The following is a 21,369-nucleotide window of genomic DNA, read 5'->3' on the forward strand; positions in this document are numbered from 1 at the left end:
GGCCGCCGCACGAGTTTCGAGTTTCATCACCAATAGTCCCCACTGAGTCACAGCCATGACCGTCATCAAGCAGGAAGACCTGATCCAGAGCGTCGCGGATTCGCTCCAGTACATCAGCTACTACCATCCGCTCGACTACATCGAGGCCCTGGGCCGCGCCTACGAGGCCGAGCAGAGCCCGGCCGCCAAGGACGCGATCGCGCAGATCCTGACCAACAGCCGGATGTGCGCGGAAGGCCGCCGGCCGATCTGCCAGGACACCGGGATCGTCACGATCTTCGTGAAGGTGGGCATGGACGTGCGCTGGGAAGGCGCCACCATGAGCCTGACCGACATGATCAACGAGGGCGTGCGCCGCGGCTACACGCATCCCGACAACGTGCTGCGCGCCTCGATCGTCAATCCGCCCGAGGGCGCCCGCAAGAACACCAAGGACAACACGCCGGCCGTGATCCACTACGAGATCGTGCCGGGCGACAAGGTGGACGTGCAGGTCGCGGCCAAGGGCGGTGGCTCGGAGAACAAGTCGAAGTTCGTGATGCTGAACCCCTCCGACTCGATCGTCGACTGGGTGCTCAAGACCGTGCCGACCATGGGCGCCGGCTGGTGCCCGCCGGGCATGCTCGGCATCGGCATCGGCGGCACCGCCGAGAAGGCGATGCTGATGGCCAAGGAATCGCTGATGGAGTCGATCGACATCCAGGACGTGATCAAGCGCGGCCCGAAGGACTGGGCCGAGGAACTGCGCGTCGAGCTCTACGAGAAGGTCAATGCGCTGGGCATCGGCGCGCAGGGCCTGGGCGGCCTGGCCACCGTGCTCGACGTCAAGATCATGGCGGCGCCGACCCACGCGGCCTCCAAGCCGGTGGCGATGATCCCGAACTGCGCGGCCACCCGCCATGCGCACTTCACGCTGGACGGCTCGGGCGTGGCGCGCCTGGACCCGCCGTCGCTGGACGCCTGGCCGAAGGTCAACTGGGAGCCGAACACCGAGACCAGCAAGCGCGTCGACCTGAACACGCTCACGCCGCAGGAAGTGGCCGCCTGGACGCCGGGCCAGACACTGCTGCTGTCGGGCAAGATGCTGACCGGGCGCGATGCCGCGCACAAGCGCATCGCCGACATGCTGGCCAAGGGCGAGAGCCTGCCGGTGGACTTCAGGAACCGCGTGATCTACTACGTCGGCCCGGTCGATCCGGTGCGCGACGAGGCGGTCGGCCCGGCGGGCCCGACCACCGCCACCCGCATGGACAAGTTCACCGAGACCATGCTGGCCCAGACCGGCCTGATCTCGATGGTCGGCAAGGCCGAGCGCGGCCCGGTGGCGATCGAGGCGATCAAGAAGCACAAGGCGGCCTACCTGATGGCGGTGGGCGGCGCGGCCTACCTGGTGTCCAAGGCGATCCGCAGCGCCAAGGTCATCGCCTTCGAGGACCTCGGCATGGAAGCGATCTACGAGTTCGACGTGGTCGACATGCCGGTGACGGTGGCGGTCGATTCCTCGGGCACCTCGGTGCACCAGACCGGGCCGAGGGAATGGCAGGCGAAGATCGGAAAAATCCCGGTCGCGACTGCGTGAATCCGTAGTAAACGAGAATGATTTTCAGGCCGGATTTCAATCCGGCCTGATTTACTCTTAATCATTCTCATTATCCAGAAATATTCGAATATTCAGGCATTTAGGGCTTGGCTTTTGGCCGTCGAGCGTTTATCTTTCGTGTCCGTAACCCTATGTCACAAAGGAAGGAACGGCCATGCAAGGCGACAAGAAAGTCATCGAGTTTCTCAACGCTCAGTTGAAGAATGAATTGACCGCGATTAACCAGTATTTCCTGCATGCGCGCATGTATCGCCACTGGGGTCTCGAGAAGCTCGGCAAGCACGAATACGACGAGTCGATCGGCGAGATGAAGCACGCCGACTGGCTGATCGAACGGATCTTCATGCTCGACGGCCTGCCCAACCTGCAGGACCTGCACAAGCTGCTGGTCGGCGAGGAAACCGAAGAGATCCTGAAGTGCGACCTGAAGCTGGAGTACATCTCCCAGGGCACCTGCAAGGACGCGATCGCCTACTGCGAATCGGTGCGCGACTACGTCTCGCGCGAACTGTTCCAGAAGATCCTCGACGACACCGAGGAACACATCGACTGGCTCGAGACGCAGATCGACCTGGTCGGCAAGATCGGCATCCAGAACTACCAGCAGTCGATGATGGGCTCGCCGAGCTGAGCACGGCGTCGTAATATGGCGGATCGCCATCCGCCAGCTTCACCCCCACATGTCCAGCCCGACCGACTTCGCGTCAGAAGACTCCACCACCGCCGCGCCGGTCGGCATCTTCGATTCCGGGCTGGGCGGTCTCTCGGTACTGCGCGCTGTGCGCGCGCAGCTCCCCGAGGAATCCTTCGTCTACGTCGCCGATTCGCGCCATGCACCCTATGGCGAGCGCGACGACGCCTTCATCATCGAACGCACGCTGGCGATCGGCGAATGGCTGGCCGCGCGCGGCGCCAAGGCGCTGGTGGTGGCCTGCAACACGGCCACCGCGCAGTCGATCGCGGTGGTGCGCGAGACACTCGCGATCCCCCTGGTGGGCGTCGAGCCCGGCATCAAGCCGGCTACCCTGGCCTCGCGCAGCCGCGTGGCGGGCGTGCTGGCCACCGCGGCGACGCTGCGCAGCGCGCGCTTCGAATCGCTGATCGAGCGCTACGCGGCCGACTGCCGCTTCCTGCGCCAACCAGGCCACGGGCTGGTCGAGGCGATCGAACGCGGCGACACCGGTTCGCCCGCGCTGCGCGCCCTGCTCGACGGCTACCTCGAACCGATGCTGGCCGCCGGCGCCGACACGCTGGTGCTCGGCTGCACTCATTACCCCTTCCTCGACGCAACGATCCGCGAGTTGACGCAGGATCGTCTGACCCTGATTGACACCAGCGAGGCGATCGCGCGACAACTCGCCCGCGTGCTCGACGACCACGGCCTGCGCGCGCCGGCCGGCACCACGGCCCGCCCGCCGCGCCTGTATTCGACCGACGACGGCAGCCGCCTGCAGGCGCTCGCGGCCGCCCTGCTGGGCCTCGACGCGCCGGCCGAAACCGTCGCGATCGCCTCGCCGCGCTGCGCCGACACGGCCCTGCCGGCCTGAGCCGGCCTGCCTGGCGCCCTGCCACGGCGCCATGACGTTTTTGCCAATCCCCTGCTAAGCACCTGGATTTGTTACAAAAAACCGTGGAGCAGGCTTGCCAAGCCGCGCGAATATAATGATAATAATTCGCATTAACGTTAGCTATCGCGCTCATCATGATCGTCTGCGTGTGCAAGTCCGTGTCCGACCGAAAGATCCGTGCCTCGCTGGCGGAAGGCGTCGCCTCGTTCGACGAGCTGCAGTTCGAGCTCGGCGTCGCCAGCTGCTGCGGCAAGTGCGAGGAATCGGTTCGCGAACTGATGGCCGAGCACGGCATCTGCGAAAGCCACTGCGGCGTCGCCTCGCACACGCAAGCGGTGCCCGTGGTGTTCTACGAACGCAAGGCAGCCTGAGCACCGACAGCAACGCTATCGCGCGCGGCCTGCTCCACCCGGCCGCGCCTTTGTTTGACCTTTCCGTCAGCGAGCCTGCAAATCGCTAGCCAGCGGCCACCCGCCAAGGAGCTGTGATGGAATTGCTGATCGGATTCGTAACCACCCTGTGCATTTCGCTGCTGATTTTCCGCAAGTAATGCATGACCTCGCGGCCGGCGCGCCACGCGCCGCCGCCTAGACTGGCAGACATGCAGGCCTCGACTTCCATCCCGACCGGACCCGCTCCGGTCGCCCCCCGTTTCAATCGCCGTCTCGTCACCGCGGCCGTCATCGTGGTGCTCGGCCATGCAGCGCTGATCACCGTCGCGCTGCTGATGCCCCCGAAGGAATTGCCGCAGCCCAAGCTCGAATCGACCATGACCGTGCAGTTGATCTCGCAGCCGGCGCCCACGCCCGTGGCGGTCGAATCGAAACCCACGCCGCAGCCGCCCAAGCCGGTGGACAAGCCGAAGGTGGTGCCCAAGCCGGTGCTCAAGCCCAAGCCGGCGCCGTTGCCGGTGGCGGCCGCACCGTCGGAGCATGCCATCGAGGCGCCGGAACCGACGCCGGCTCCGCCCGCGCCCCCGGCGCCACCCACTCCCGCGGCACCGCCCGCTCCGCGGCCGACGCTGGCCATCGCGGCGCCGGCGGCCGGGCCGAAGATCTCCTGCCAGATCATCGAGCCGACCTATCCCACGCTGTCGCGGCGACGCGGCGAAACCGGCGCCGTCAGCATCTATTTCGAAGTCAGCGTCGGCGGCCAGATCGAGAAGGCGCACGTTACCAAGAGCAGCGACTTCCCGCGCCTGGACGCGGCCGCGCTCGACGCCATCAACGCCTCGTCGTGCAAGCCCTACATCGAGAACGGCCAGCCGGTACGTGCCCGTTACACCCAGGTCATGAAGTTCAATCTCGACGGCGAGTGATCGCCCCCGAACCCCGATTCAGTCTCACCGGATTCAAACAAAGGAAAGGAAATGGAAAGCTACGGTATCGCGCACGTCTGGGCGCAAGGTGATTTCGTGACGCGCTTCATCGCGATCGCGCTGCTCATCATGTCGGTCCTCTCCTGGCTCGTGATCCTCGTCAAGGGCTGGAACGTGATGCGCCTCGGCCGCCTGATGAAGAACGCCGAGCAATCGTTCTGGCATTCGGACGAGTTCGACAAGGGCGTGCAGAAGCTGCGCGACGCCTCGCCGACCACCCAGGACAACCCCTTCCTCGCGCTCGCGCTGGCCGGCCAGGAAGCGGCCGAGCATCATCAGCAGACGCAGCCGCACCTGCACGACCGCATGGACGTGTCGGACTGGGTCACGCGCTGCCTGAAGGACACCATGGACGACGGCGTCGCGCGCATGCAGAGCGGCCTGGCGATCCTCGCCTCGATCGGCAGCACGGCCCCCTTCGTCGGCCTGTTCGGCACGGTGTGGGGCATCTATCACGCGCTGCTGGTGATCGGCGCGACCGGCCAGACCTCGATCGACCAGGTCGCGGGCCCGGTCGGCGAATCGCTGATCATGACCGCCTTCGGCCTGTTCGTGGCGATTCCGGCGGTGCTCGGCTACAACGCGCTGACGCGCGCCAACAAGGGCATCGTCACCAAGCTGCGCCGCTTCGCGCACGGCCTGCACGCCTACTTCGTGACGGGCTCGAGCCTCGCCTCGGCGAAGAAGCGCGATTCGATCCGCCTCGCCACCACGCGCGCGAACTGAGCGAGGTCACGTCATGGCAATGAATTCCTCGTTCGGCGACGACGACGACGACGGCCTGATGAACGAAATCAACATGACGCCGCTGGTCGACGTCATGCTGGTGCTGCTGATCATCTTCCTCGTCACGCTTCCCGCCATCCATCACGCGGTCAAGATCGACCTGCCGCACGCCAGCAGCCAGAAGGTCGAGGAGAAGCCCAAGACGATCGATCTGGCGATCCAGGGCGACGGCACGATCCTGTGGAACGATCAGGCAGTCAGCCAGACCGAGCTTGAGGCGAAGATCGCCGATGCCGCACGCATCGATCCGCAGCCGGAGCTGCATATCCGCGCCGATCGCAAGATCGCCTACGAGCACGTGGCCGAGGTGATGTCGGCCGCCCAGGCCGGCGGCCTGACCAAGCTCGGTTTCGTGACCGAGGCGAAGAAGTAGGCGCGATTTCCAAGCACTGCGAATCAATCGGTTCGCGGCGTCTTCCCCGCGCCAAAGTAAAAGGCCTTCATCGCAGGATGAAGGCCTTTTTTGATGCGCACGCGGGCGCCTTCGGGCGGCGGGCTCTTCGGCGGCGTCAGGCGCCTGGAGCAACGCAATGCGGCACGCCGTGGTCTGCACGGACTTGCGCGTTCTGCCCTATCTGGCTCGCAATATATGCGGCCACCGGATTCGCTTGGAACATCCCTTCGCGAAATGGGATTTCAATATAGGCCGCGTCGCGCGGGCATTCAAGCGAGCCCCGATTGAATCTCGCGATTGCAGGCGACGCTTCAATGACAAAAGCGATCCGGCCTCAGGCAAGGATGCCCGACTCGGCCGGCTTGCCGGCTTTCGCGGCCTTGGCGGCCTGCTTGTGCTTCTCGTCGCGCTCGGGACATTCGGGCTCGCGATAGTCGCGGTCGAGCTTTTCGACCAGGAAGTCGACGAAGGAGCGCACCGCCGGCGGCATACCCTGGCGCGACACGAACACCGCGTAGAGCTGCGGCACCGGCAAGGTCCAACCCGGCATCACCGGCGACAACTGCCCCGCGCGCAGCGCGCCGCCATACATCATCTCCGGCAGCGCGGCGATTCCGACCCCGTCGAGCACGGCCTCGCGGATCGTCATCAGGTCGGCCGTCACCAGCCGCGGCTCGTGCTCGTGCACATGGCGCGTGCCGTCGGGCGCGATCAGGTTGAACACGTGGCGGCCGTCGCCCGAGGGCGTGTCGAGCGTCTCGAAGCGCACCAGGTCGTCGGGCACCAGCGGCGGCGCATTCTGCCCCAGCAGGCTCGGCGAGCCGACCAGCATCTGCTCGGTGCGCCAGAGCGGCCGCACCACGATATTGGCATTCTCGGGCGGCTCGGAGCGCACCCGCAGCGCGATGTCGATCGAATCCTCGAACAGGTCGATCACCTGGTTCGTCACGCGGACCTGGACGCGGACCTCGGGATATCGACGGAGGAATTCGGGCAGCAGCCGCGACATCATGGTCTGCGACAGCGTGACCGGCACGCTGACGCGCACCGTGCCGCGCGGCGAGGCCCGCAACTGCTGCACCGCGTTCATCGCCGCCTGCGCCTCGGCCAGCATCGCCTGGCAGTGCTGGTAGAACAACTGTCCCGCCTCGGTCAGCGCCAGCTTGCGCGTCGAGCGCTGCAGCAGGCGCACGCCGAGCGTCGCCTCAAGCTCGGTCAGCCGCCGCGAGAGGCGCGATTTCGAGATTCCCAGGACACGCTCGGCAGCCGAAAAACCACCGTGCTCGACGACCTGCGAGAAGTACATCAGGTCGTTCAGATTGTGTGCGTCGATATTCATTTCATCGTTCCAATTGCAGAACGATCCATTGCGGATCGCGCGGAAGTAATCCGCTGGCCGATCCATATAATAACTTTGACTTCGCTCAATCGATCATTCAGGAAAATATACGATGCCCGTATCGCGCTCGATCCAGCGCGTCTATCCGTCATTACGGGCGACGGAAGGCGCCGGTTTCCAGGTTCATCGCCCGTTCCCCACACGGCTGCTGGCCGACTTCGACCCGTTCCTGCTGCTCGACGAAATGGGGCCGGTGGAGTACGCGCCCGGCACGGCCCGCGGCGCGCCCGATCATCCGCATCGCGGCTTCGAAACCGTGACCTACATCCTCGAGGGACATTTCCGTCATCGCGATTCGGCGGGCCATAGCGGCGAATTACGCGCCGGCGACGTGCAGTGGATGACGGCCGGCTCGGGGCTGATTCACAGCGAAATGCCCGATCCCGAATTCGCGGCAACCGGTGGTCGCGCGCACGGCTTCCAGCTGTGGGTGAACCTGCGCCGTGCCGACAAGAAACTCACGCCGCGCTACCAGGAGATCGCCTCGGCCGATATCCCGCGCGTGCTGTCCGAGGACGGCCGCGGCAGCATCAGGGTGATCGCCGGCGAGGCCTTCGGCGCCAGGGCCGCGGTCGAGACGCAGACGCCGCTCGTCTACCTGCATCTGTCCTTGCAGCCCGAGGCGCGGCTCGCCGTGCCGGTGCCGCGCGAATTCCGCGTGTTCGCCTACCCGATCGCCGGCGCCGGCCACTATGGCGCGAGCCGGCAGGTCAGCGGCCCGCAGCAGATGATCGTGTTCGAGAACGACGGCGACACGGTCGAGATCGCCGCCGGCGATGCGCCGCTCGAGGTGCTGCTGCTCGGCGGCCAGCCGATCGGCGAGCCGATCGTGCGCTACGGCCCCTTCGTGATGAACACCGAGCAGGACATCCTCGATGCGGTCGCCGATTACCAGGCCGGCCGGATGGGCCGGATCTGCCGCTGAGTCCGGACGTCGCCCGGGAATTGCGTCAAAATGCAGGCTTCTTGCGGCTGAGCGCCGCGTCGACCGAAGGAAGCCCCTGCCTTGAATTTTGAACACCTGATCCAGATCAACGCGTCGGACAACCCGATGTTGCCGACGCTGACCCGCGAGCAACTCTGGGAAGGCCTCGTGCTGCGTGCCGAACAGCCGCAACTGTTCGTGATCGGGCTCGACAGCTGCGAGATCCAGTCGCGCACCGACACCGTGCTCGAGCGCGAACTGCACTTCGGCCAGGCAACGATTCGCGACCGCGTAACCTTCACGCCGAACCACCAGGTCCGCTACGACATCCATGCCGCCGACGGCGAGATCGGCGGCTCGCTGACCATGACCATCGAGGAGCGCGCCGACGCCGAGCTGTTCCTGCGCTTCGAGTACCGCACCACCCTGCCCGAGACGGCCGACAGCGAGGACGCGCGGCAGACCCAGGGGATCGTCAAGGAAGCCTATCGCACCGCCGATATCGACACGGTTCGCCTGATCCGCGAATACGCGCAAGGCCGGCGCGACCCCGATCCCCTGCACTGAAGACCCACTTCCGGCGGCCTTGCGCGGGCCGCCGGCGCACTTTATCAAAAGCTATCGAAGTTCAAGTTCCGATCAAAAATCATCGCTGGTAAATGGGAATAATTATCATTTAGAATTCATTCCATCGACACACCACTGATTCACCGCCAACCGAATGACCGAACTCATGCGCCCTTCCACGCTTACCCTGCGCCGCACCAGCAGCGCGGCTCCCGGCGGCCGGACGAAAGTCGCGGCTGTCACGAAGGCGGAATCCGCGGACAGCGCGGATTCGAATCAGCGGGTCGTGTTCAGCGACACACTGCTGCAAGGTCGGACCCATGTCTCGATCATGCACAACGGCGAGACCTACCAGCTGCGCGCCACGCGATTGGGCAAGCTGATCCTGACGAAGTAAGTACCGAGTATTGTGGGGACCACCTCCCTGAGAGGTGTTGGGCACTAGCCAGCCGTAACGGCTTGCACGCGAGATCTAGACCCCTTCGTGCAACCACACTCAAGCAGCCGTTACAGCAAGCCAAGCCATTTTTTTGGTTCTCATGCAGATAGACGAAAGCGACGTGCCTGACGGGCACGTCGCTTTTTTCATGCGGGCTGAAAACGTGCGGGGTACCGCGGGGACGCCTGCCGGAACTTGATCAGGCCGCCGTCAGCGCGGCGATGCCGGCCCGCGCGACCTCGGAATCCTGCTCCGACTTCACGCCCGACACGCCGATCGAACCGAGCGATTCGCCGTCCAGCTGGATCACCACGCCGCCCTCGATCAGGCCCGTGAGCGGCGCGCTCAGGAAGGCGGTGCGCCCCTGCTTGATCACTTCCTCGTAGAGCTTGCCGTCGCGACGGCCGAGCGCGGCCACGCGGCCCTTGGCGAGCGCCATCTCGACCGTGCTCGGGGCCGCGCCGTCCATGCGGTTCAGGTAGAGGAGATGGGCGCCGTCGTCGTAGATCGGGATCGTGACGGCCCATTGATTGGCGGCCGCGTGCGCTTCCGCGGCGGCCGCCATGCGTTTGACATCGTCGCTGGTCAGTACCGGCCTGGTTCTCATCGCGGCTTCTCGATGGCTGGTTCGCTGGGCCGACGATGATAACGCGCCGGCGTGTCAGAACACCCAGAACATCAGCCACCAGGCGCTGTCGACGATCGCCAGCGCGAGCGCGAAGCCGAGCATAGCGGCGAGCCGGCGCGGCCAGCTCGCGTAGCGCCCCGTCACGCGCCAGGCGAGCCACGCACTCCAGAGATTCGAGCCGACCAGGATCGAGATGCGCACCGGCGAGGCCCAGTCGAGCGGCAGGTGCTCGGCGCGCAGCAGCGACAAGGTGGTGGCCGACAGGCCGAGGAACACGCCGGCGCCGGCCAGCGGGATCAGTGCCTGGGTCAGGTGGTGCAGGCGCACGCGCTCGAAACGCCCCAGCATCGCGGTGGTGGCCGACAGCACGATTAGCAGCGCGGTGCCGTAGACCAGCCCGGTGCCGACGATGTAGGACACCACCAGGCCGCCGTCGAGCCAGGAAAACACGTCGTTCTGCTCGGGGTAATGCGTGAGCAGGAACCACGGCGCATTGGTCTCCAGGGGCCAGGTGATGTCATGGTCGATCAGCCAGCCGGCCAGCCATTGCTTGATGGTCACGAACCAGGGGCTGGCGCTCCAGTGGAAGGCGCCGATCGCCACGCCGAGCAGGCCGTAGAGGATCAGCGCGGTATCCCAGGCGCTGGCCTGCGCGTCGCCGAGCTGTACCACTTCCTCGGACGGCGAGCGCATCGTCAGGGCGATCGCGTCGCGATGGCCGCTGCAGCGGCCGCACATATGGCAGGCTGCGGCGCCCTTCATGTTGCGCAGCGGCACCAGCGGCGCGCAGTTGATCGGGATCACGCGATGGCCATGCTCGCCCTGCGTGTAGGAGCGGCGCCAGGCTGCTTCGTCGACCTTGAAGCGCAGCGGCGCGAGCCGCGCGAGCAGCGCGAACACGCCGTTGACGGGGCACAGGTACTTGCACCAGACGCGTTTCTCGCGGCCGTAGAGCAGGCCGATCACCATCGCGGCGAAGGTCGAGCCGCCCAGCACCAGCAGCACCGCGCGCGGATACTGGTAGACGCTGACCATCTGCCCGTAGATGGTGGTGATGCCGAAGGCGACGAAGGGCCAGCCGCCCCAGCGCATCCAGCGCGGGATGGCACGACCGCGCCCGAAGCGGCTGGCGAATTCGGCCAGCGCCCCTTCGGGACACAGCACGCCGCACCAGACGCGCCCCAGCATCACCATCGACAGCAGCACGAAAGGCCACCAGATGCCCCAGAACACGAACTGCGCGGCCAGCGTCAGGTTGTTCCAGAGATGGGCGGTGTCGTCGGGCAGCGGCGTGAAGGCCGGCACCAGGATCAGGAACGCATAGACGGCCACCACCACCCACTGGATGCCGCGGATCAGCGCGCCATGGCGCTGCATCCAGTGGCCGGCCTCGGACAGCCGGCTCCAGCGCGCGCCGCCGACCGGCGTGCTCATGCGGGCCGCCCCGCCGCTGCGGCCGGGCGGCGCGTCGCGAACTTCAGCAGCGTGTACACCACCGCCCAGTACAGTACGTAAGCCACCAGGTTGGTCAGCGCCGGATGCGCGCGATAGCCGGTCAAGGTGGCGACCAGCGAGCCAACCGTGCTCGAATCGTCGAGGATCGCCGAGGTATCCCACAGCTGCGAAATGCCGAGCGGCAGGATTTCCTTGTCGATCAGCTTGTCGACGCCGGCCTCGAACAGGCCCGCGCCGAGGAACAGCAGCATGATTTCCGTGACGCGGAAGAACAGCTGCCAGGAGAACACCTTGCCGCCAAGCTGCAGCACATAGAAGGTCAGCAGCGCCAGCGCGAGGCCGATCACCACCGCCAGCACCTGGCCGCCGCCGACATGGCCGGTCTGGCCGAAGCCCAGGCCGTAGAGGAAGATCACCGTCTCGCTGCCCTCGCGCGCGATCGCGAGCGCGACCAGCACGGCCACGCCCCACCAGTTGGCGGTCCTGGTGGTTTCCTGCAGCGATTGCTCCATCTCGCGCTTGAGCGTGCGTCCATGCTTCTTCATCCAGATCACCATCTGCACGATCAGCACGCAGGCGACCAGCACCATCGCGGTCTGGAAATAGTCCTGTGCGTCGCCCGAGAGCACCTCGGTGAAGCCGACCAGCGCGGCGCCGAGCCCGAACGCCATCAGCAGCCCGGCGCCCACGCCGAGCCACAGATACGGCAGGCCGCGACGCGTCTCGGCATCGCCATTCTTCAGCCAGGCATAGAGGATGCCGACGACCAGCAGCGCCTCGACGCTCTCGCGCCAGACGATGAACATGATTTGACCCATTGAAACCTCCGTGTCCCGGCCGCGGCGGGACATCCGCGGCCGCACGATAAATCGGAACTACTTCGCGACGATGACGCCTTGCGCCTGCTGGTGAAAATCGTCGAAGAACTTGTACTCGCCCGGCGACAGGGGCGCGATCACCACGAAGGACTCGGCGCCCGGCGCGAGCACCTTCTCCTTGCGCAGCTGGACGCTCTCGAACTCGACGGCGCCGCGACCGGTGTTGCGAACCTCGATCTTGATGCGCTGGCCGGCCGGAACCTCGATGCGGGCCGGCTTGAGCACGCCGTCGGCCATCTCGAGCTGGAAGGTGGGCAGGTCGGCCGCCTGGGCCGCGCCGGCGAGCACCGCGGTGGCGAATGCGACGGCGAGAATCTTGGGGAATGTCATTGTGCTTCTCGTGGAGGGCGGCATCGCGCGATGCCGCCCGGCCGGATCACCCGGCGGTGGAACGCGATCAGTAACCGCCCTTCTTGCCGATGCCCGCGAACGGGAAATCGTATTCGAGCGTGAACGGCTTGAACCACGGGCCGACGCCGGTTTCCTTGTCGACGTGACGGCCGAAGGCCATGTTGCCCATCTGCATCGGCGGCTTCACCGTCAGCGACAGGTGGTACTTGCCCGGGCCGGCGAGCTTGACGTTGTCGCCGTAGTGCGGGCCGTCGTTCGCGACCATGCCCATCAGCATGCCCTCGGCCTTCCACTTCGCGTCGCCCTGCTTGGTCAGCTTGTACTCGACCTGCAGATAAGGCATCCAGTCGCCTTCGGCGAAGCCGGTCGGGTTGTTCTTCACCGCATGGATATCGGACTCGAGATGGATGTCGGAATCCGATGCCTTGCGCATCATGCCTTCCGGCTCCATCGTGATCGGCTGCAGATAGACCGCGCCGACCTCCATGCCACCCTGGATCTGCTGCTTGCCGATCGGATACTCGGCTGCCGACGCCGACATCGCGACCAGGGCTGCGGCAAGTGCGACACCACTACGGGCGAAGGATGAAGCGAACATTGACACTCCTCTTTTTATCGTCAGATCGATTGACGTCGCCCGGTCTCGTGCCGGGCGGCGGGGATACTTAAGAACGTTAATGCGAACCATTCTCAATAATTGGGGAGTGTAGCATCGAATCTCGCGGGGAACAAACAGGGAAGAAATTCAAGCCCTTGATATGGAAAGGATTTCGGAAGAATCCGATAGGCGGAATGGAATATACCGACCCAGCCCTTGGGAGGGACGGATCGGCGAGCGGCACATGCACGGTGTCAGTTCGCACCTTCGACGTGATCGCCGACGTTGGCCCCGAACACGCGCTGGCGCAGCACCGCGAGTTGGTCACGCGTCTGCGCGGCCTTCTCGAATTCGAGGTTCTTCGCGTAGTCGACCATCTGCTTCTCGAGCCGCTTGATTTCCTTGGCCAACTGCTTTTCGGACATGTCCTCGAACTTGGCGCGCTGCTGCGCCTCCTTCAGCTCCGCGCGCGCCTCGTCGGCGCTGTAGACGCCGTCGATGATGTCCTTGATGCGCTTGACCACGCCGCGCGGCGTGATGCCGAGCTTCTCGTTGTGTGCGATCTGCTTGGCGCGGCGGCGCTCGGTCTCGTCGATGGCGCGGCGCATCGAATCGGTCATGCGGTCGGCGTAGAGCAGCGCCTTGCCGTTGACGTTACGCGCGGCCCGGCCAATGGTCTGGATCAGCGAACGCTCGGCGCGCAGGAAACCCTCCTTGTCCGCGTCGAGGATGGCCACCAGCGAAACCTCGGGGATGTCGAGCCCCTCGCGCAGCAGGTTGATCCCGACCAGCACGTCGAAGGTGCCGAGCCGCAGGTCGCGGATGATCTCCACACGCTCGACCGTGTCGATGTCGCTGTGCAGGTAGCGTACCTTCACGCCGTGATCGGCGAGGAATTCGGTCAGTTGCTCGGCCATCCGCTTGGTCAGCACGGTGATCAGCACGCGCTCGCCGGCCTTCACGCGCTCGTTGATCTCGGCCAGCACGTCGTCCACCTGGGTGGTGGCCGGCCGCACCTCGATCTCGGGGTCGACCAGGCCGGTCGGCCGCACCACCTGCTCGGCGGTCTGGCCCGACACACGGATCTCGTAGTCGGCCGGCGTGGCCGAGACGAACACCACCTGCCGCATCTTGCGCTCGAACTCGGGGAACTTCAGCGGCCGGTTGTCGAGCGCCGAAGGCAGGCGAAAGCCGTAGTTGACGAGGTTTTCCTTGCGCGCGCGGTCGCCGTTGTACATGCCGTTCAGCTGGCCGATCAACACGTGCGATTCGTCGAGCAGCATCAGCGCGTCGGACGGCAGATAGTCGACCAGGGTCGGCGGCGGCTCGCCGGGCGCGGCGCCCGAGAAGTGCCGCGAGTAGTTCTCGATGCCCTTGCAGAAGCCGAGCTCCTGCAGCATTTCGAGATCGAAGCGCGTGCGCTGCTCGAGCCGCTGCGCCTCCACCAGGCGGTTCTCGCTGTGGAAGAACTCGAGCCGCTCGCGCAGCTCGTCCTTGATGGTCTCGACGGCACGCATCACAGTGTCGCGCGGCGTCACATAGTGCGAGGACGGATAGACGGTGAAGCGCACGATCTTCTGGCGCACCCGGCCGGTGAGCGGGTCGAACAGCTGCAGCGTCTCGACCTCGTCGTCGAACAGCTCGACGCGAACGGCCATCTCGGCATGCTCGGCCGGGAAGATGTCGATGGTGTCGCCGCGCACGCGGAAGGTGCCGCGCTGGAAGTCCTGCTCGTTGCGCGTGTACTGCATCGCGATCAGCCGGGCGATCACGTCGCGCTGGCCGATCCGGTCGCCCGCGCGCAGCGTCAGGATCATCTGGTGGTACTCGGAGGGATTGCCGATACCGTAGATCGCCGAGACGGTCGCGACGATCACCACGTCGCGCCGTTCCATCAGGCTCTTGGTGGCCGACAGGCGCATCTGCTCGATGTGCTCGTTGATCGACGAGTCCTTTTCGATGAACAGGTCGCGCTGCGGCACATAGGCTTCCGGCTGGTAGTAGTCGTAGTACGAAACGAAGTACTCGACGGCGTTGCGCGGGAAGAACTCGCGGAACTCGGCATAGAGCTGCGCGGCGAGCGTCTTGTTCGGCGCGAACACGATGGCCGGGCGGCCGAGCCGCGCGATGGTGTTCGCCATCGTGAAGGTCTTGCCGGAGCCCGTCACGCCGAGCAGCGTCTGGAACGACAGGCCGTCCTCGACACCCTCGACGAGCGTCTCGATCGCGGTGGGCTGGTCGCCCGCCGGCGGATACGGCTGGTAAAGCTGGAACGGCGAACCGTCGAATGCCACGAACTTCGATTCGTCGAGCTCGGCGGAGACTTCAGGGGAGTGTTCGGACATGGATCGAGGGCCTGGCCGCGTGCAAAAGAGTATTTTAGCGCTTCGGTCAATAGCGGGCTGACCGTTAGGCGCAGCCTGCCGCGATATCGACGCCAGGACGCTAGGAGCCTCCTCCAAGGATGTCTGCCTCGGACTCCAACACGCGTTCGATGGCCGTTTCGCGCCACCGATACCTGCAACGACACCCCGGCTTTGGCCGAAACCAGGCCGCAATTCGCTACAATAGCCGGATTCGCGCCGCTCGCCCCGGCATCGGCGCCGTCCGCTGGCCCGCCCCCGTCATCACATGGGACGCGTTGGGAACCGGACCCTGATTTCATTTCACCACTACTGCTGCGAAATCATCATGTCGCTCTTCTCCGCTGTCGAACTCGCGCCCCGCGATCCGATCCTGGGCCTCAACGAAGCGTTCAATGCCGATACGCGCCCGACCAAGGTGAACCTCGGCGTCGGCGTCTACACCAACGAGGAAGGCAAGATCCCGCTGCTGCGCGCCGTGGCCGATGCGGAAAAGGCACGCGTCGCAGCCGGCCTGCCGCGCGGCTACCTGCCGATCGATGGGATCGCCGCCTATGACGCGGCCGTGCAGAAGCTGCTGCTTGGCAAGGATTCGGCACTGATCGCGGCCGGCCGCGTCGTGACGGCACAGGCCATCGGCGGCACCGGCGCGCTGAAGATCGGCGCGGACTTCCTGCGCACGCTGAACCCGAACGCCAAGGTCGCGATCAGCGACCCGAGCTGGGAAAACCACCGCGCGCTGTTCGAGACGGCCGGCTTCAAGGTCGAGGCCTACCCGTACTACGACGCGGCCACCCACGGCGTGAACTTCGACGCGATGCTCGCCGCGCTGAACAGCTACGAGGCAGGCACCATCGTCGTGCTGCACGCCTGCTGCCACAACCCGACCGGCGTCGACCTGAGCGACGCGCAATGGGCGCAGGTCGTCGAGGTCGTGAAGGCGCGCCAACTGGTGCCCTTCCTCGACATCGCCTACCAGGGCTTCGGCGAAGACCTCGAAGCCGACGCGGCGGCTGTGCGCCTGTTCGCGGCGGCCGACCTGAACGTGTTCGTGTCCTCGTCGTTCTCGAAGTCGTTCTCGCTGTACGGCGAACGCATCGGCGCGCTGTCGATCATCACCTCGAGCAAGGACGAAGCCACGCGCGTGCTCTCGCAGCTCAAGCGCGTGATCCGCACGAACTACTCGAACCCGCCGACCCATGGCGGCGCCCTGGTCTCGGCCGTGCTGGCCTCGCCGGAGCTGTACGCCTCGTGGGTGCAGGAACTGGGCGAGATGCGCGATCGCATCCGCGCGATGCGCAACGGCCTGGTCGAACGCCTGAAGGCAAGCGGCGTGGATCGTGATTTCGGCTTCATCAATGCACAACGCGGCATGTTCTCGTACTCGGGCCTGACTGCGGCGCAAGTCGACCGCCTGCGCGAAGAATTCGGCATCTATGCCGTCAGCACGGGCCGGATCTGCGTGGCCGCGCTGAACACGCGCAACATCGACGCGGTCGCGGCCGCGGTTGCCGCCGTCCTGAAGTAAGCCTGCCGGCACGATCGAATCGCGCCGGTTTGCCTCGAAAACGCGCTCTGTGGAGCGCGTTTTTCATTGGTGCGATTGTCGGCCTTACTGCATGAACCAGCCGTGGCTGACCACGAAGGATTGGCCCGTGAGCGCGGCGCTCGGGAAGGCCGACAGGAACAGCACCGTCTTGGCGACGTCTTCCACCGTGGTGAATACGCCGTCGACGGTATTGCCGAGCATTACCTTCTTGATGACGTCCTCCTCGCTGATACCGAGCTCCTTGGACTGCTCGGGGATCTGCTTGTCGACCAGCGGCGTGCGCACGAAGCCCGGGCAGACCACATGCGAGCGCACATTGCGCTTCGCGCCTTCCTTGGCCAGCACGCGCGCCAGGCCCAGCAGGCCGTGCTTGGCCGTCACGTAGGCCGACTTCAGCGGCGAGGCCTCGTGCGAGTGCACCGAGCCCATGTAGATCACCACGCCACCGCGATCGTCCTTGTACATGTGCTTGAGCGCGGCCTTGGTGGTCAGGAAGGCGCCGTCGACGTGGATCGCCTGCATCTTCTTCCAGTCCGAGAACGAGTAGTTCTCGATCGGATTGACGATCTGGATGCCCGCGTTCGAGACCAGGATGTCGACCGAGCCGAACTCGGCGGCGACCTTGTCGATGCCGGCATTGACGGCGTCCTCGTTGGTGACGTCCATCGCCACGCCGATCGCCTTGCCGCCGGCCGTCTTGATCTGCTCGGCCACGGCGTTCGCGCCGTCCTGGTTCAGGTCGGCGATCGCCACGGCGGCGCCCGCCTTGGCCAGTTCCAGCGCGATTTCCTTGCCGATGCCGCTCGCGGCGCCGGTGACCACGGCAACCTTGCCGTCCAGTTTCGAATCCATTTCGACGTCTCCCGATTCAGTGCTCAGATCCAATGAAATCATTGCCGGGCCCTGCGCGACAAGCCGGCCGTTCGGCCAGGTGCCGCCGCAGGCGCGGCGCTGCTATTGTGCATGAAGCCTCCTGCATGCTGTCGGCAAACGGGCTAAGCTAGCCGCTGTCCCAAATTCGAGGAGAGTGAGGATGAATTACAGGCGATTGGGCCGGTCCGGGCTGCAGGTCAGCGAATTGTCGATCGGCTCGTGGGTCACCTATGGCAACCAGGTCGATCATCGAGCCGCGCGCGAGTCGCTGGCCGCGGCACGTGACGCAGGCATCAATTTCTTCGACAACGCCGAAGTCTATGCGAAGGGGCAGTCCGAGGAAATCATGGGCGAGGCGCTGAAGGCGCTCGGCTGGTCGCGCGTCAGCTACGTGGTGTCGACCAAGTTCTTCTGGGGTCTGGCGGAAGCGCCGAACCAGTATCACACGCTGAATCGCAAGTACCTGATGGACGCGATCGACGGCTCGCTGCGTCGCTTGCAACTGGATTACGTCGATCTGGTGTTCTGTCATCGACCGGATCCGAACACGCCGATCGAGGAAACGGTCTGGGCGATGAGCGATATGATCGCGCGCGGCAAGGCGCTCTACTGGGGCACCTCGGAATGGAGCGCCGACGAGATCCGGGCCGCCTACGAGATTGCCGAGCGGCATCATCTGCACAAGCCGGTGATGGAGCAGCCGCAGTACAACCTGTTTCATCGCCGCCGCGTCGAACAGGAATACCATCGGCTCTACGAGGACATCGGCCTGGGCCTGACTACTTGGAGCCCGCTGGCCTCGGGGCTGCTGACCGGCAAGTATCGCGACGGCGTACCGGCCGGCAGCCGGGCTGCGGTGCAGGGTTATGACTGGCTGCGCGAGCAGTTGACACATCCGGCGAAAAACGAAGCCGTCGGCAAGCTCGCGAAGGTCGCCGACGAGCTCGGCTGCACGCTCGCCCAACTCGCGATCGCCTGGACGCTCAAGAATCCGAACGTCAGCACCGTGATTACCGGCGCCTCGCGTGTCGAGCAGATCGGCGAGAACATGAAGGCCGTCGAGGTTGCCGCACGTATCACGCCGGAATTGAAGCAGCGCATCGAGGAAATCGTCGGCGACCAGGCGCAGTAGGCACGGTCGCGTACAATACCCGGCCGCGCGAGTCCCGCGGGCCGGCGCCGCCTTGGTGGCGCCGGCATCGCGCTCGCGCCATCGAATCCGATTTTCTACGTCTTATCCTGCCATGTTCAGTTATCGCCACGCATTCCATGCCGGCAACCATGCCGACGTGCTGAAGCACGCCGTCGTCGTCCAGTTGCTTCATTACCTGAACAAGAAGGACAAGTCGTACTGGTATATCGATACGCATGCCGGCGCCGGGATCTACGCGCTCGATGAAGGTTTCGCCGCCAAGACGGCAGAATACGAGACTGGCATCGAGAAGCTGTGGAATGCCGACGACCTGCCGGCTGCCCTGGCCGATTATGTCGCCGAGACTCGCGCCTGCAATGAAACCCCGGATCTGCGCTTCTACCCTGGCTCGCCCTACTTCGCCTGGCGCCTGCTGCGCGAACAGGATCGGATGCGGTTGTTCGAGGCGCACAGCACCGAGATCGGCGTTCTGCGGCACAACTTCCGCGATGCCGGTCGTCGAGCGATGATTTTCGCGGCCGACGGCTTCGAAGGACTCAAGGCACTGCTGCCGCCCGCACCGAGGCGCGCCCTGGTGCTGATCGATCCTTCGTATGAAGACAAGCGTGACTACGCTCGGACAATTACGTGCGTGGAAGAAGGTTTGAAGCGCTTTTCGACCGGCTGTTATGCGATCTGGTATCCGCAGGTGAAACGCCCGGAATCGGAGCGGTTCCCGGATCAGTTGAAGCGCCTGCAAACCACCAACTGGCTGCACCTGACGCTGACCGTCAGCAACCCGCCAGCTGACGGCTTCGGGCTCTATGGAAGCGGGATGTTCATTCTGAATCCGCCCTACACGCTGGCGGAGTCGATGCGAGAAGCCCTGCCATACCTGGTCGAGACATTGGGCCAGGACGGCGGTGCCAAGTTCGGCATCGAGTTGCGCAGCGCCTGATACGCACGCGCCGCATTTGTCTTATCGGCGCGGCCCCGAATCGGTTGGGACGCGAATATAGGGAGCGACGATCAACGGCGTTTGTTGATTGTCCTGCGGCAACTGTGCAGGCTGCCGAATTTGCGCAGGCGCCACGATCGGGGCCGGATTCAGCGGAGCGGTCTGCAGCACGACACCTGAACGACCGTCGTGGATACCGGTTTGGGTGTCGAGCACAACTGGCGGCCGATCTTCCTTCGCCATCACATGGCCGCCCCCGGCCATCACGACAAGCATCGCTGCCATCCAGGCACACCGAGCTCCGGCGCGGCGGAGAGAGATTCCCTGGTTCATGCCATCCATCCTCGCTGTCGTGTCCATGTCGAAACGATACAGCCGCTCCCCGAGCACGCGCTAGACGCCCAGAACCCCAAAAAGCAAAAGCCCCGACAATTTCGGGGCTCTTCATGCTTCGCATGCTCAGCGCATGCGACCGACGCCGGTAAGACTTACAGCGAGTAGCCGTTCGTTTCGAGGGCGCGAATGCGCTGCTCGAGTTGAACGATGTCGCTCGACGAGGCCAGGTAGGCTTCGCGACGCTCACGCTCAGCGGATTCGAACCAGTAGCTCAGCTTTTCAACGATGTAGGCAACCATGATGCTCTCCAAGGAAGTTTGAGATCCCCCGGTGAATCTGGATAAGGGATATCCCGTATAGGGTTATCCCGAATTATAGCGAGAGCGCACCAGTTTGCTAATGAAATGCACGAATGGATGGCATGCCAATTTGGAATAATTGACCAACATTTCCATCAACCCGTTGATTCACAAGGATATATCCGGAAAAGGCGCGATCAAAACTGTCGTCGCGTCGCACCACAATGGTGCTCATTCGGGGCAGCCAGTTCTTCGAGAATCGGGCAGTCCGGACGATCGTCGCCGTGACAGTGGGCGGCGAGCTTTGCCAACGTATTGCGCATATCGGTCAGCTCGGCGATGCGTTTATCGAGCTCCGATACGTGCTCGAGCGCGATCACCTTCACCTCTGCGCTTGCTCTCGCACGGTCCTGCCAGAGCGCCAGAAGCTTGCGCACATCGTCAACAAGAAAACCAAGGCGACGCGCTTGCCGGATGAATTTCAGCAGGTGGACCTCGTTGCCGCCGTAAGTGCGATAACCCGCGTCAGTACGCTGGACCGGCTCGATCAGGCCGACACTTTCGTAATAACGAATCATCTTTGCGCTGACGCCCGATGCGCGCGCGGCTTCACTGATATTCACGTTGCCCTCCTGATCAATTTCTTCCAGATCTTAGCGCGATGACAAGATGCTTGTGCGTAAGGGGATATGCATGGAAAGCTGCGTTTGGGCAATGCAAAAAGACAAAACCCCCGTTGCCTAGGGCAACGGGGGTTGTCATGAAGGGAAGCCTGACGATTACCTACTTTCACACGGGCAATCCGCACTATCATCGGCGTGGAGTCGTTTCACGGTCCTGTTCGGGATGGGAAGGGGTGGTACCGACTCGCTATGGTCATCAGGCTAAAGGGG

The 21,369-nt window shown here is 64.7% G+C and carries 24 protein-coding genes and 1 rRNA gene; 13 read left to right on the forward strand and 12 right to left on the reverse strand.

All coding sequences use genetic code 11. The annotated features are described in order from the left end of the window. Positions 1–55 precede the first annotated feature (55 nt). From BM43_RS18450 to BM43_RS18480, 7 genes are all read left to right on the forward strand, one after another. Positions 56–1,579, forward strand: a complete 1,524-nt coding sequence (locus tag BM43_RS18450) for a fumarate hydratase (RefSeq protein WP_036049926.1) — start codon at positions 56–58, stop codon at positions 1,577–1,579. A 175-nt stretch (positions 1,580–1,754) separates the two neighbouring features. After that, entirely contained in the window at positions 1,755–2,231 is a 477-nt protein-coding gene (gene bfr, locus BM43_RS18455; RefSeq protein WP_013698810.1) for a bacterioferritin, read from the forward strand. A 49-nt stretch (positions 2,232–2,280) separates the two neighbouring features. Next, positions 2,281–3,147 (forward strand): glutamate racemase, encoded by an 867-nt coding sequence (gene murI, locus BM43_RS18460; RefSeq protein WP_036040962.1) that lies wholly within the window; start codon positions 2,281–2,283, stop codon positions 3,145–3,147. A 155-nt stretch (positions 3,148–3,302) separates the two neighbouring features. Further along, positions 3,303–3,539 (forward strand): (2Fe-2S)-binding protein, encoded by a 237-nt coding sequence (locus BM43_RS18465; RefSeq protein WP_017920277.1) that lies wholly within the window; start codon positions 3,303–3,305, stop codon positions 3,537–3,539. Between the two features lie 230 nt (positions 3,540–3,769). Continuing rightward, on the forward strand, positions 3,770–4,486 hold the full coding sequence (locus BM43_RS18470) for an energy transducer TonB (RefSeq protein ID WP_036049923.1): 717 nt from the start codon (positions 3,770–3,772) through the stop codon (positions 4,484–4,486). A 51-nt stretch (positions 4,487–4,537) separates the two neighbouring features. Next, a complete protein-coding gene (locus tag BM43_RS18475) occupies positions 4,538–5,272 on the forward strand; it encodes a MotA/TolQ/ExbB proton channel family protein (RefSeq protein WP_036049920.1) in 735 nt (244 codons plus the stop codon). A 13-nt stretch (positions 5,273–5,285) separates the two neighbouring features. Then, positions 5,286–5,705, forward strand: a complete 420-nt coding sequence (locus tag BM43_RS18480) for an ExbD/TolR family protein (RefSeq protein WP_013698815.1) — start codon at positions 5,286–5,288, stop codon at positions 5,703–5,705. Between the two features lie 355 nt (positions 5,706–6,060). Here BM43_RS18480 and BM43_RS18485 read toward each other — a convergent pair whose 3' ends face one another. Next, positions 6,061–7,065: a LysR family transcriptional regulator gene (locus BM43_RS18485; RefSeq protein WP_036053093.1), complete on the reverse strand. Its 1,005-nt coding sequence runs from the start codon at positions 7,063–7,065 to the stop codon at positions 6,061–6,063. A 112-nt stretch (positions 7,066–7,177) separates the two neighbouring features. On the opposite strand from BM43_RS18485, the gene BM43_RS18490 reads away from it, so the two are divergent. The 3 genes from BM43_RS18490 to hemP all read left to right on the forward strand — a co-directional run bounded on the left by BM43_RS18490 (position 7,178) and on the right by hemP (position 9,014). Next, entirely contained in the window at positions 7,178–8,050 is an 873-nt protein-coding gene (locus BM43_RS18490; protein WP_036049917.1) for a pirin family protein, read from the forward strand. Positions 8,051–8,131: 81 nt separating this feature from the next. Further along, positions 8,132–8,617 (forward strand): SRPBCC family protein, encoded by a 486-nt coding sequence (locus BM43_RS18495; protein WP_013698818.1) that lies wholly within the window; start codon positions 8,132–8,134, stop codon positions 8,615–8,617. Positions 8,618–8,771: 154 nt separating this feature from the next. Beyond that, the gene (gene hemP, locus BM43_RS18500) at positions 8,772–9,014 is read left to right on the forward strand and encodes a hemin uptake protein HemP (RefSeq protein ID WP_013698819.1); all 243 of its coding nucleotides are present in this window, start codon (positions 8,772–8,774) and stop codon (positions 9,012–9,014) included. A gap of 241 nt (positions 9,015–9,255) precedes the next feature. Here hemP and BM43_RS18505 read toward each other — a convergent pair whose 3' ends face one another. The 6 genes from BM43_RS18505 to uvrB all read right to left on the reverse strand — a co-directional run bounded on the left by BM43_RS18505 (position 9,256) and on the right by uvrB (position 15,311). Continuing rightward, positions 9,256–9,663, reverse strand: a complete 408-nt coding sequence (locus BM43_RS18505; RefSeq protein WP_036049914.1) for a GlcG/HbpS family heme-binding protein — start codon at positions 9,661–9,663, stop codon at positions 9,256–9,258. Between the two features lie 54 nt (positions 9,664–9,717). Beyond that, on the reverse strand, positions 9,718–11,118 hold the full coding sequence (locus BM43_RS18510; protein ID WP_013698821.1) for a 4Fe-4S binding protein: 1,401 nt from the start codon (positions 11,116–11,118) through the stop codon (positions 9,718–9,720). Further along, complete coding sequence (locus BM43_RS18515; protein ID WP_036049912.1) at positions 11,115–11,957, reverse strand: FTR1 family iron permease; 843 nt, start codon at positions 11,955–11,957, stop codon at positions 11,115–11,117. The genes BM43_RS18510 and BM43_RS18515 overlap by 4 nt, the downstream gene beginning before the upstream one ends. A 57-nt stretch (positions 11,958–12,014) precedes the next feature. Continuing rightward, positions 12,015–12,347: a cupredoxin domain-containing protein gene (locus BM43_RS18520; RefSeq protein WP_017920272.1), complete on the reverse strand. Its 333-nt coding sequence runs from the start codon at positions 12,345–12,347 to the stop codon at positions 12,015–12,017. A gap of 67 nt (positions 12,348–12,414) precedes the next feature. Then, positions 12,415–12,966 carry an iron transporter gene (locus BM43_RS18525; RefSeq protein WP_036040975.1) on the reverse strand — a complete coding sequence of 184 codons (552 nt, stop codon included), beginning with the start codon at positions 12,964–12,966 and terminating at the stop codon, positions 12,415–12,417. Positions 12,967–13,220: 254 nt separating this feature from the next. Further along, on the reverse strand, positions 13,221–15,311 hold the full coding sequence (uvrB, locus tag BM43_RS18530; protein WP_013698825.1) for an excinuclease ABC subunit UvrB: 2,091 nt from the start codon (positions 15,309–15,311) through the stop codon (positions 13,221–13,223). 346 nt (positions 15,312–15,657) lie between these two features. Here uvrB and BM43_RS18535 point away from each other — a divergent pair, with 346 nt between their 5' ends. Further along, positions 15,658–16,857 (forward strand): amino acid aminotransferase, encoded by a 1,200-nt coding sequence (locus BM43_RS18535; protein WP_036049909.1) that lies wholly within the window; start codon positions 15,658–15,660, stop codon positions 16,855–16,857. 84 nt (positions 16,858–16,941) lie between these two features. On the opposite strand, the gene BM43_RS18540 is transcribed toward BM43_RS18535, so the two are convergent. Further along, the gene (locus BM43_RS18540) at positions 16,942–17,730 is read right to left on the reverse strand and encodes a 3-hydroxybutyrate dehydrogenase (protein ID WP_036049907.1); all 789 of its coding nucleotides are present in this window, start codon (positions 17,728–17,730) and stop codon (positions 16,942–16,944) included. A 181-nt stretch (positions 17,731–17,911) separates the two neighbouring features. On the opposite strand from BM43_RS18540, the gene BM43_RS18545 reads away from it, so the two are divergent. Both BM43_RS18545 and BM43_RS18550 read left to right on the forward strand, forming a co-directional pair. Beyond that, a complete protein-coding gene (locus BM43_RS18545; protein ID WP_036049904.1) occupies positions 17,912–18,883 on the forward strand; it encodes a potassium channel beta subunit family protein in 972 nt (323 codons plus the stop codon). A gap of 112 nt (positions 18,884–18,995) precedes the next feature. Beyond that, positions 18,996–19,841, forward strand: a complete 846-nt coding sequence (locus BM43_RS18550; protein ID WP_036049902.1) for a 23S rRNA (adenine(2030)-N(6))-methyltransferase RlmJ — start codon at positions 18,996–18,998, stop codon at positions 19,839–19,841. Between the two features lie 21 nt (positions 19,842–19,862). Here BM43_RS18550 and BM43_RS39125 read toward each other — a convergent pair whose 3' ends face one another. From BM43_RS39125 to rrf, 4 genes are all read right to left on the reverse strand, one after another. Beyond that, positions 19,863–20,174, reverse strand: coding sequence for a hypothetical protein (locus BM43_RS39125; RefSeq protein ID WP_370449028.1), 312 nt, complete (start codon positions 20,172–20,174; stop codon positions 19,863–19,865). A gap of 155 nt (positions 20,175–20,329) precedes the next feature. Continuing rightward, positions 20,330–20,476 (reverse strand): DUF3563 family protein, encoded by a 147-nt coding sequence (locus BM43_RS39130; RefSeq protein ID WP_013698831.1) that lies wholly within the window; start codon positions 20,474–20,476, stop codon positions 20,330–20,332. Positions 20,477–20,673: 197 nt separating this feature from the next. Then, the gene (cueR, locus tag BM43_RS39135; RefSeq protein ID WP_080742280.1) at positions 20,674–21,099 is read right to left on the reverse strand and encodes a Cu(I)-responsive transcriptional regulator; all 426 of its coding nucleotides are present in this window, start codon (positions 21,097–21,099) and stop codon (positions 20,674–20,676) included. Between the two features lie 147 nt (positions 21,100–21,246). Then, positions 21,247–21,360: ribosomal RNA gene (rrf, locus tag BM43_RS18560) — 5S ribosomal RNA — on the reverse strand. Positions 21,361–21,369: the final 9 nt, after the last annotated feature.

It is taken from the genome of Burkholderia gladioli, assembly GCF_000959725.1.
GTDB lineage: Bacteria > Pseudomonadota > Gammaproteobacteria > Burkholderiales > Burkholderiaceae > Burkholderia > Burkholderia gladioli.

Bases quoted from the DNA above. Each gene is read 5' to 3' on its own strand.
- BM43_RS18475 (WP_036049920.1), top strand. From the start codon at position 4,538: ATGGAAAGCTACGGTATCGCGCACGTCTGGGCGCAAGGTGATTTCGTG.
- BM43_RS39125 (WP_370449028.1), bottom strand. From the start codon at position 20,174: ATGAACCAGGGAATCTCTCTCCGCCGCGCCGGAGCTCGGTGTGCCTGG.
- BM43_RS18525 (WP_036040975.1), bottom strand. From the start codon at position 12,966: ATGTTCGCTTCATCCTTCGCCCGTAGTGGTGTCGCACTTGCCGCAGCC.
- BM43_RS18520 (WP_017920272.1), bottom strand. From the start codon at position 12,347: ATGACATTCCCCAAGATTCTCGCCGTCGCATTCGCCACCGCGGTGCTC.
- BM43_RS18505 (WP_036049914.1), bottom strand. From the start codon at position 9,663: ATGAGAACCAGGCCGGTACTGACCAGCGACGATGTCAAACGCATGGCG.
- BM43_RS18545 (WP_036049904.1), top strand. From the start codon at position 17,912: ATGAATTACAGGCGATTGGGCCGGTCCGGGCTGCAGGTCAGCGAATTG.
- BM43_RS18465 (WP_017920277.1), top strand. From the start codon at position 3,303: ATGATCGTCTGCGTGTGCAAGTCCGTGTCCGACCGAAAGATCCGTGCC.
- BM43_RS18470 (WP_036049923.1), top strand. From the start codon at position 3,770: ATGCAGGCCTCGACTTCCATCCCGACCGGACCCGCTCCGGTCGCCCCC.
- BM43_RS18480 (WP_013698815.1), top strand. From the start codon at position 5,286: ATGGCAATGAATTCCTCGTTCGGCGACGACGACGACGACGGCCTGATG.
- BM43_RS18535 (WP_036049909.1), top strand. From the start codon at position 15,658: ATGTCGCTCTTCTCCGCTGTCGAACTCGCGCCCCGCGATCCGATCCTG.
- BM43_RS18450 (WP_036049926.1), top strand. From the start codon at position 56: ATGACCGTCATCAAGCAGGAAGACCTGATCCAGAGCGTCGCGGATTCG.
- BM43_RS18540 (WP_036049907.1), bottom strand. From the start codon at position 17,730: ATGGATTCGAAACTGGACGGCAAGGTTGCCGTGGTCACCGGCGCCGCG.
- hemP (WP_013698819.1), top strand. From the start codon at position 8,772: ATGACCGAACTCATGCGCCCTTCCACGCTTACCCTGCGCCGCACCAGC.
- BM43_RS18490 (WP_036049917.1), top strand. From the start codon at position 7,178: ATGCCCGTATCGCGCTCGATCCAGCGCGTCTATCCGTCATTACGGGCG.
- BM43_RS18510 (WP_013698821.1), bottom strand. From the start codon at position 11,118: ATGAGCACGCCGGTCGGCGGCGCGCGCTGGAGCCGGCTGTCCGAGGCC.
- BM43_RS18515 (WP_036049912.1), bottom strand. From the start codon at position 11,957: ATGGGTCAAATCATGTTCATCGTCTGGCGCGAGAGCGTCGAGGCGCTG.
- BM43_RS39130 (WP_013698831.1), bottom strand. From the start codon at position 20,476: ATGGTTGCCTACATCGTTGAAAAGCTGAGCTACTGGTTCGAATCCGCT.
- uvrB (WP_013698825.1), bottom strand. From the start codon at position 15,311: ATGTCCGAACACTCCCCTGAAGTCTCCGCCGAGCTCGACGAATCGAAG.
- murI (WP_036040962.1), top strand. From the start codon at position 2,281: ATGTCCAGCCCGACCGACTTCGCGTCAGAAGACTCCACCACCGCCGCG.
- BM43_RS18485 (WP_036053093.1), bottom strand. From the start codon at position 7,065: ATGAATATCGACGCACACAATCTGAACGACCTGATGTACTTCTCGCAG.
- BM43_RS18550 (WP_036049902.1), top strand. From the start codon at position 18,996: ATGTTCAGTTATCGCCACGCATTCCATGCCGGCAACCATGCCGACGTG.
- bfr (WP_013698810.1), top strand. From the start codon at position 1,755: ATGCAAGGCGACAAGAAAGTCATCGAGTTTCTCAACGCTCAGTTGAAG.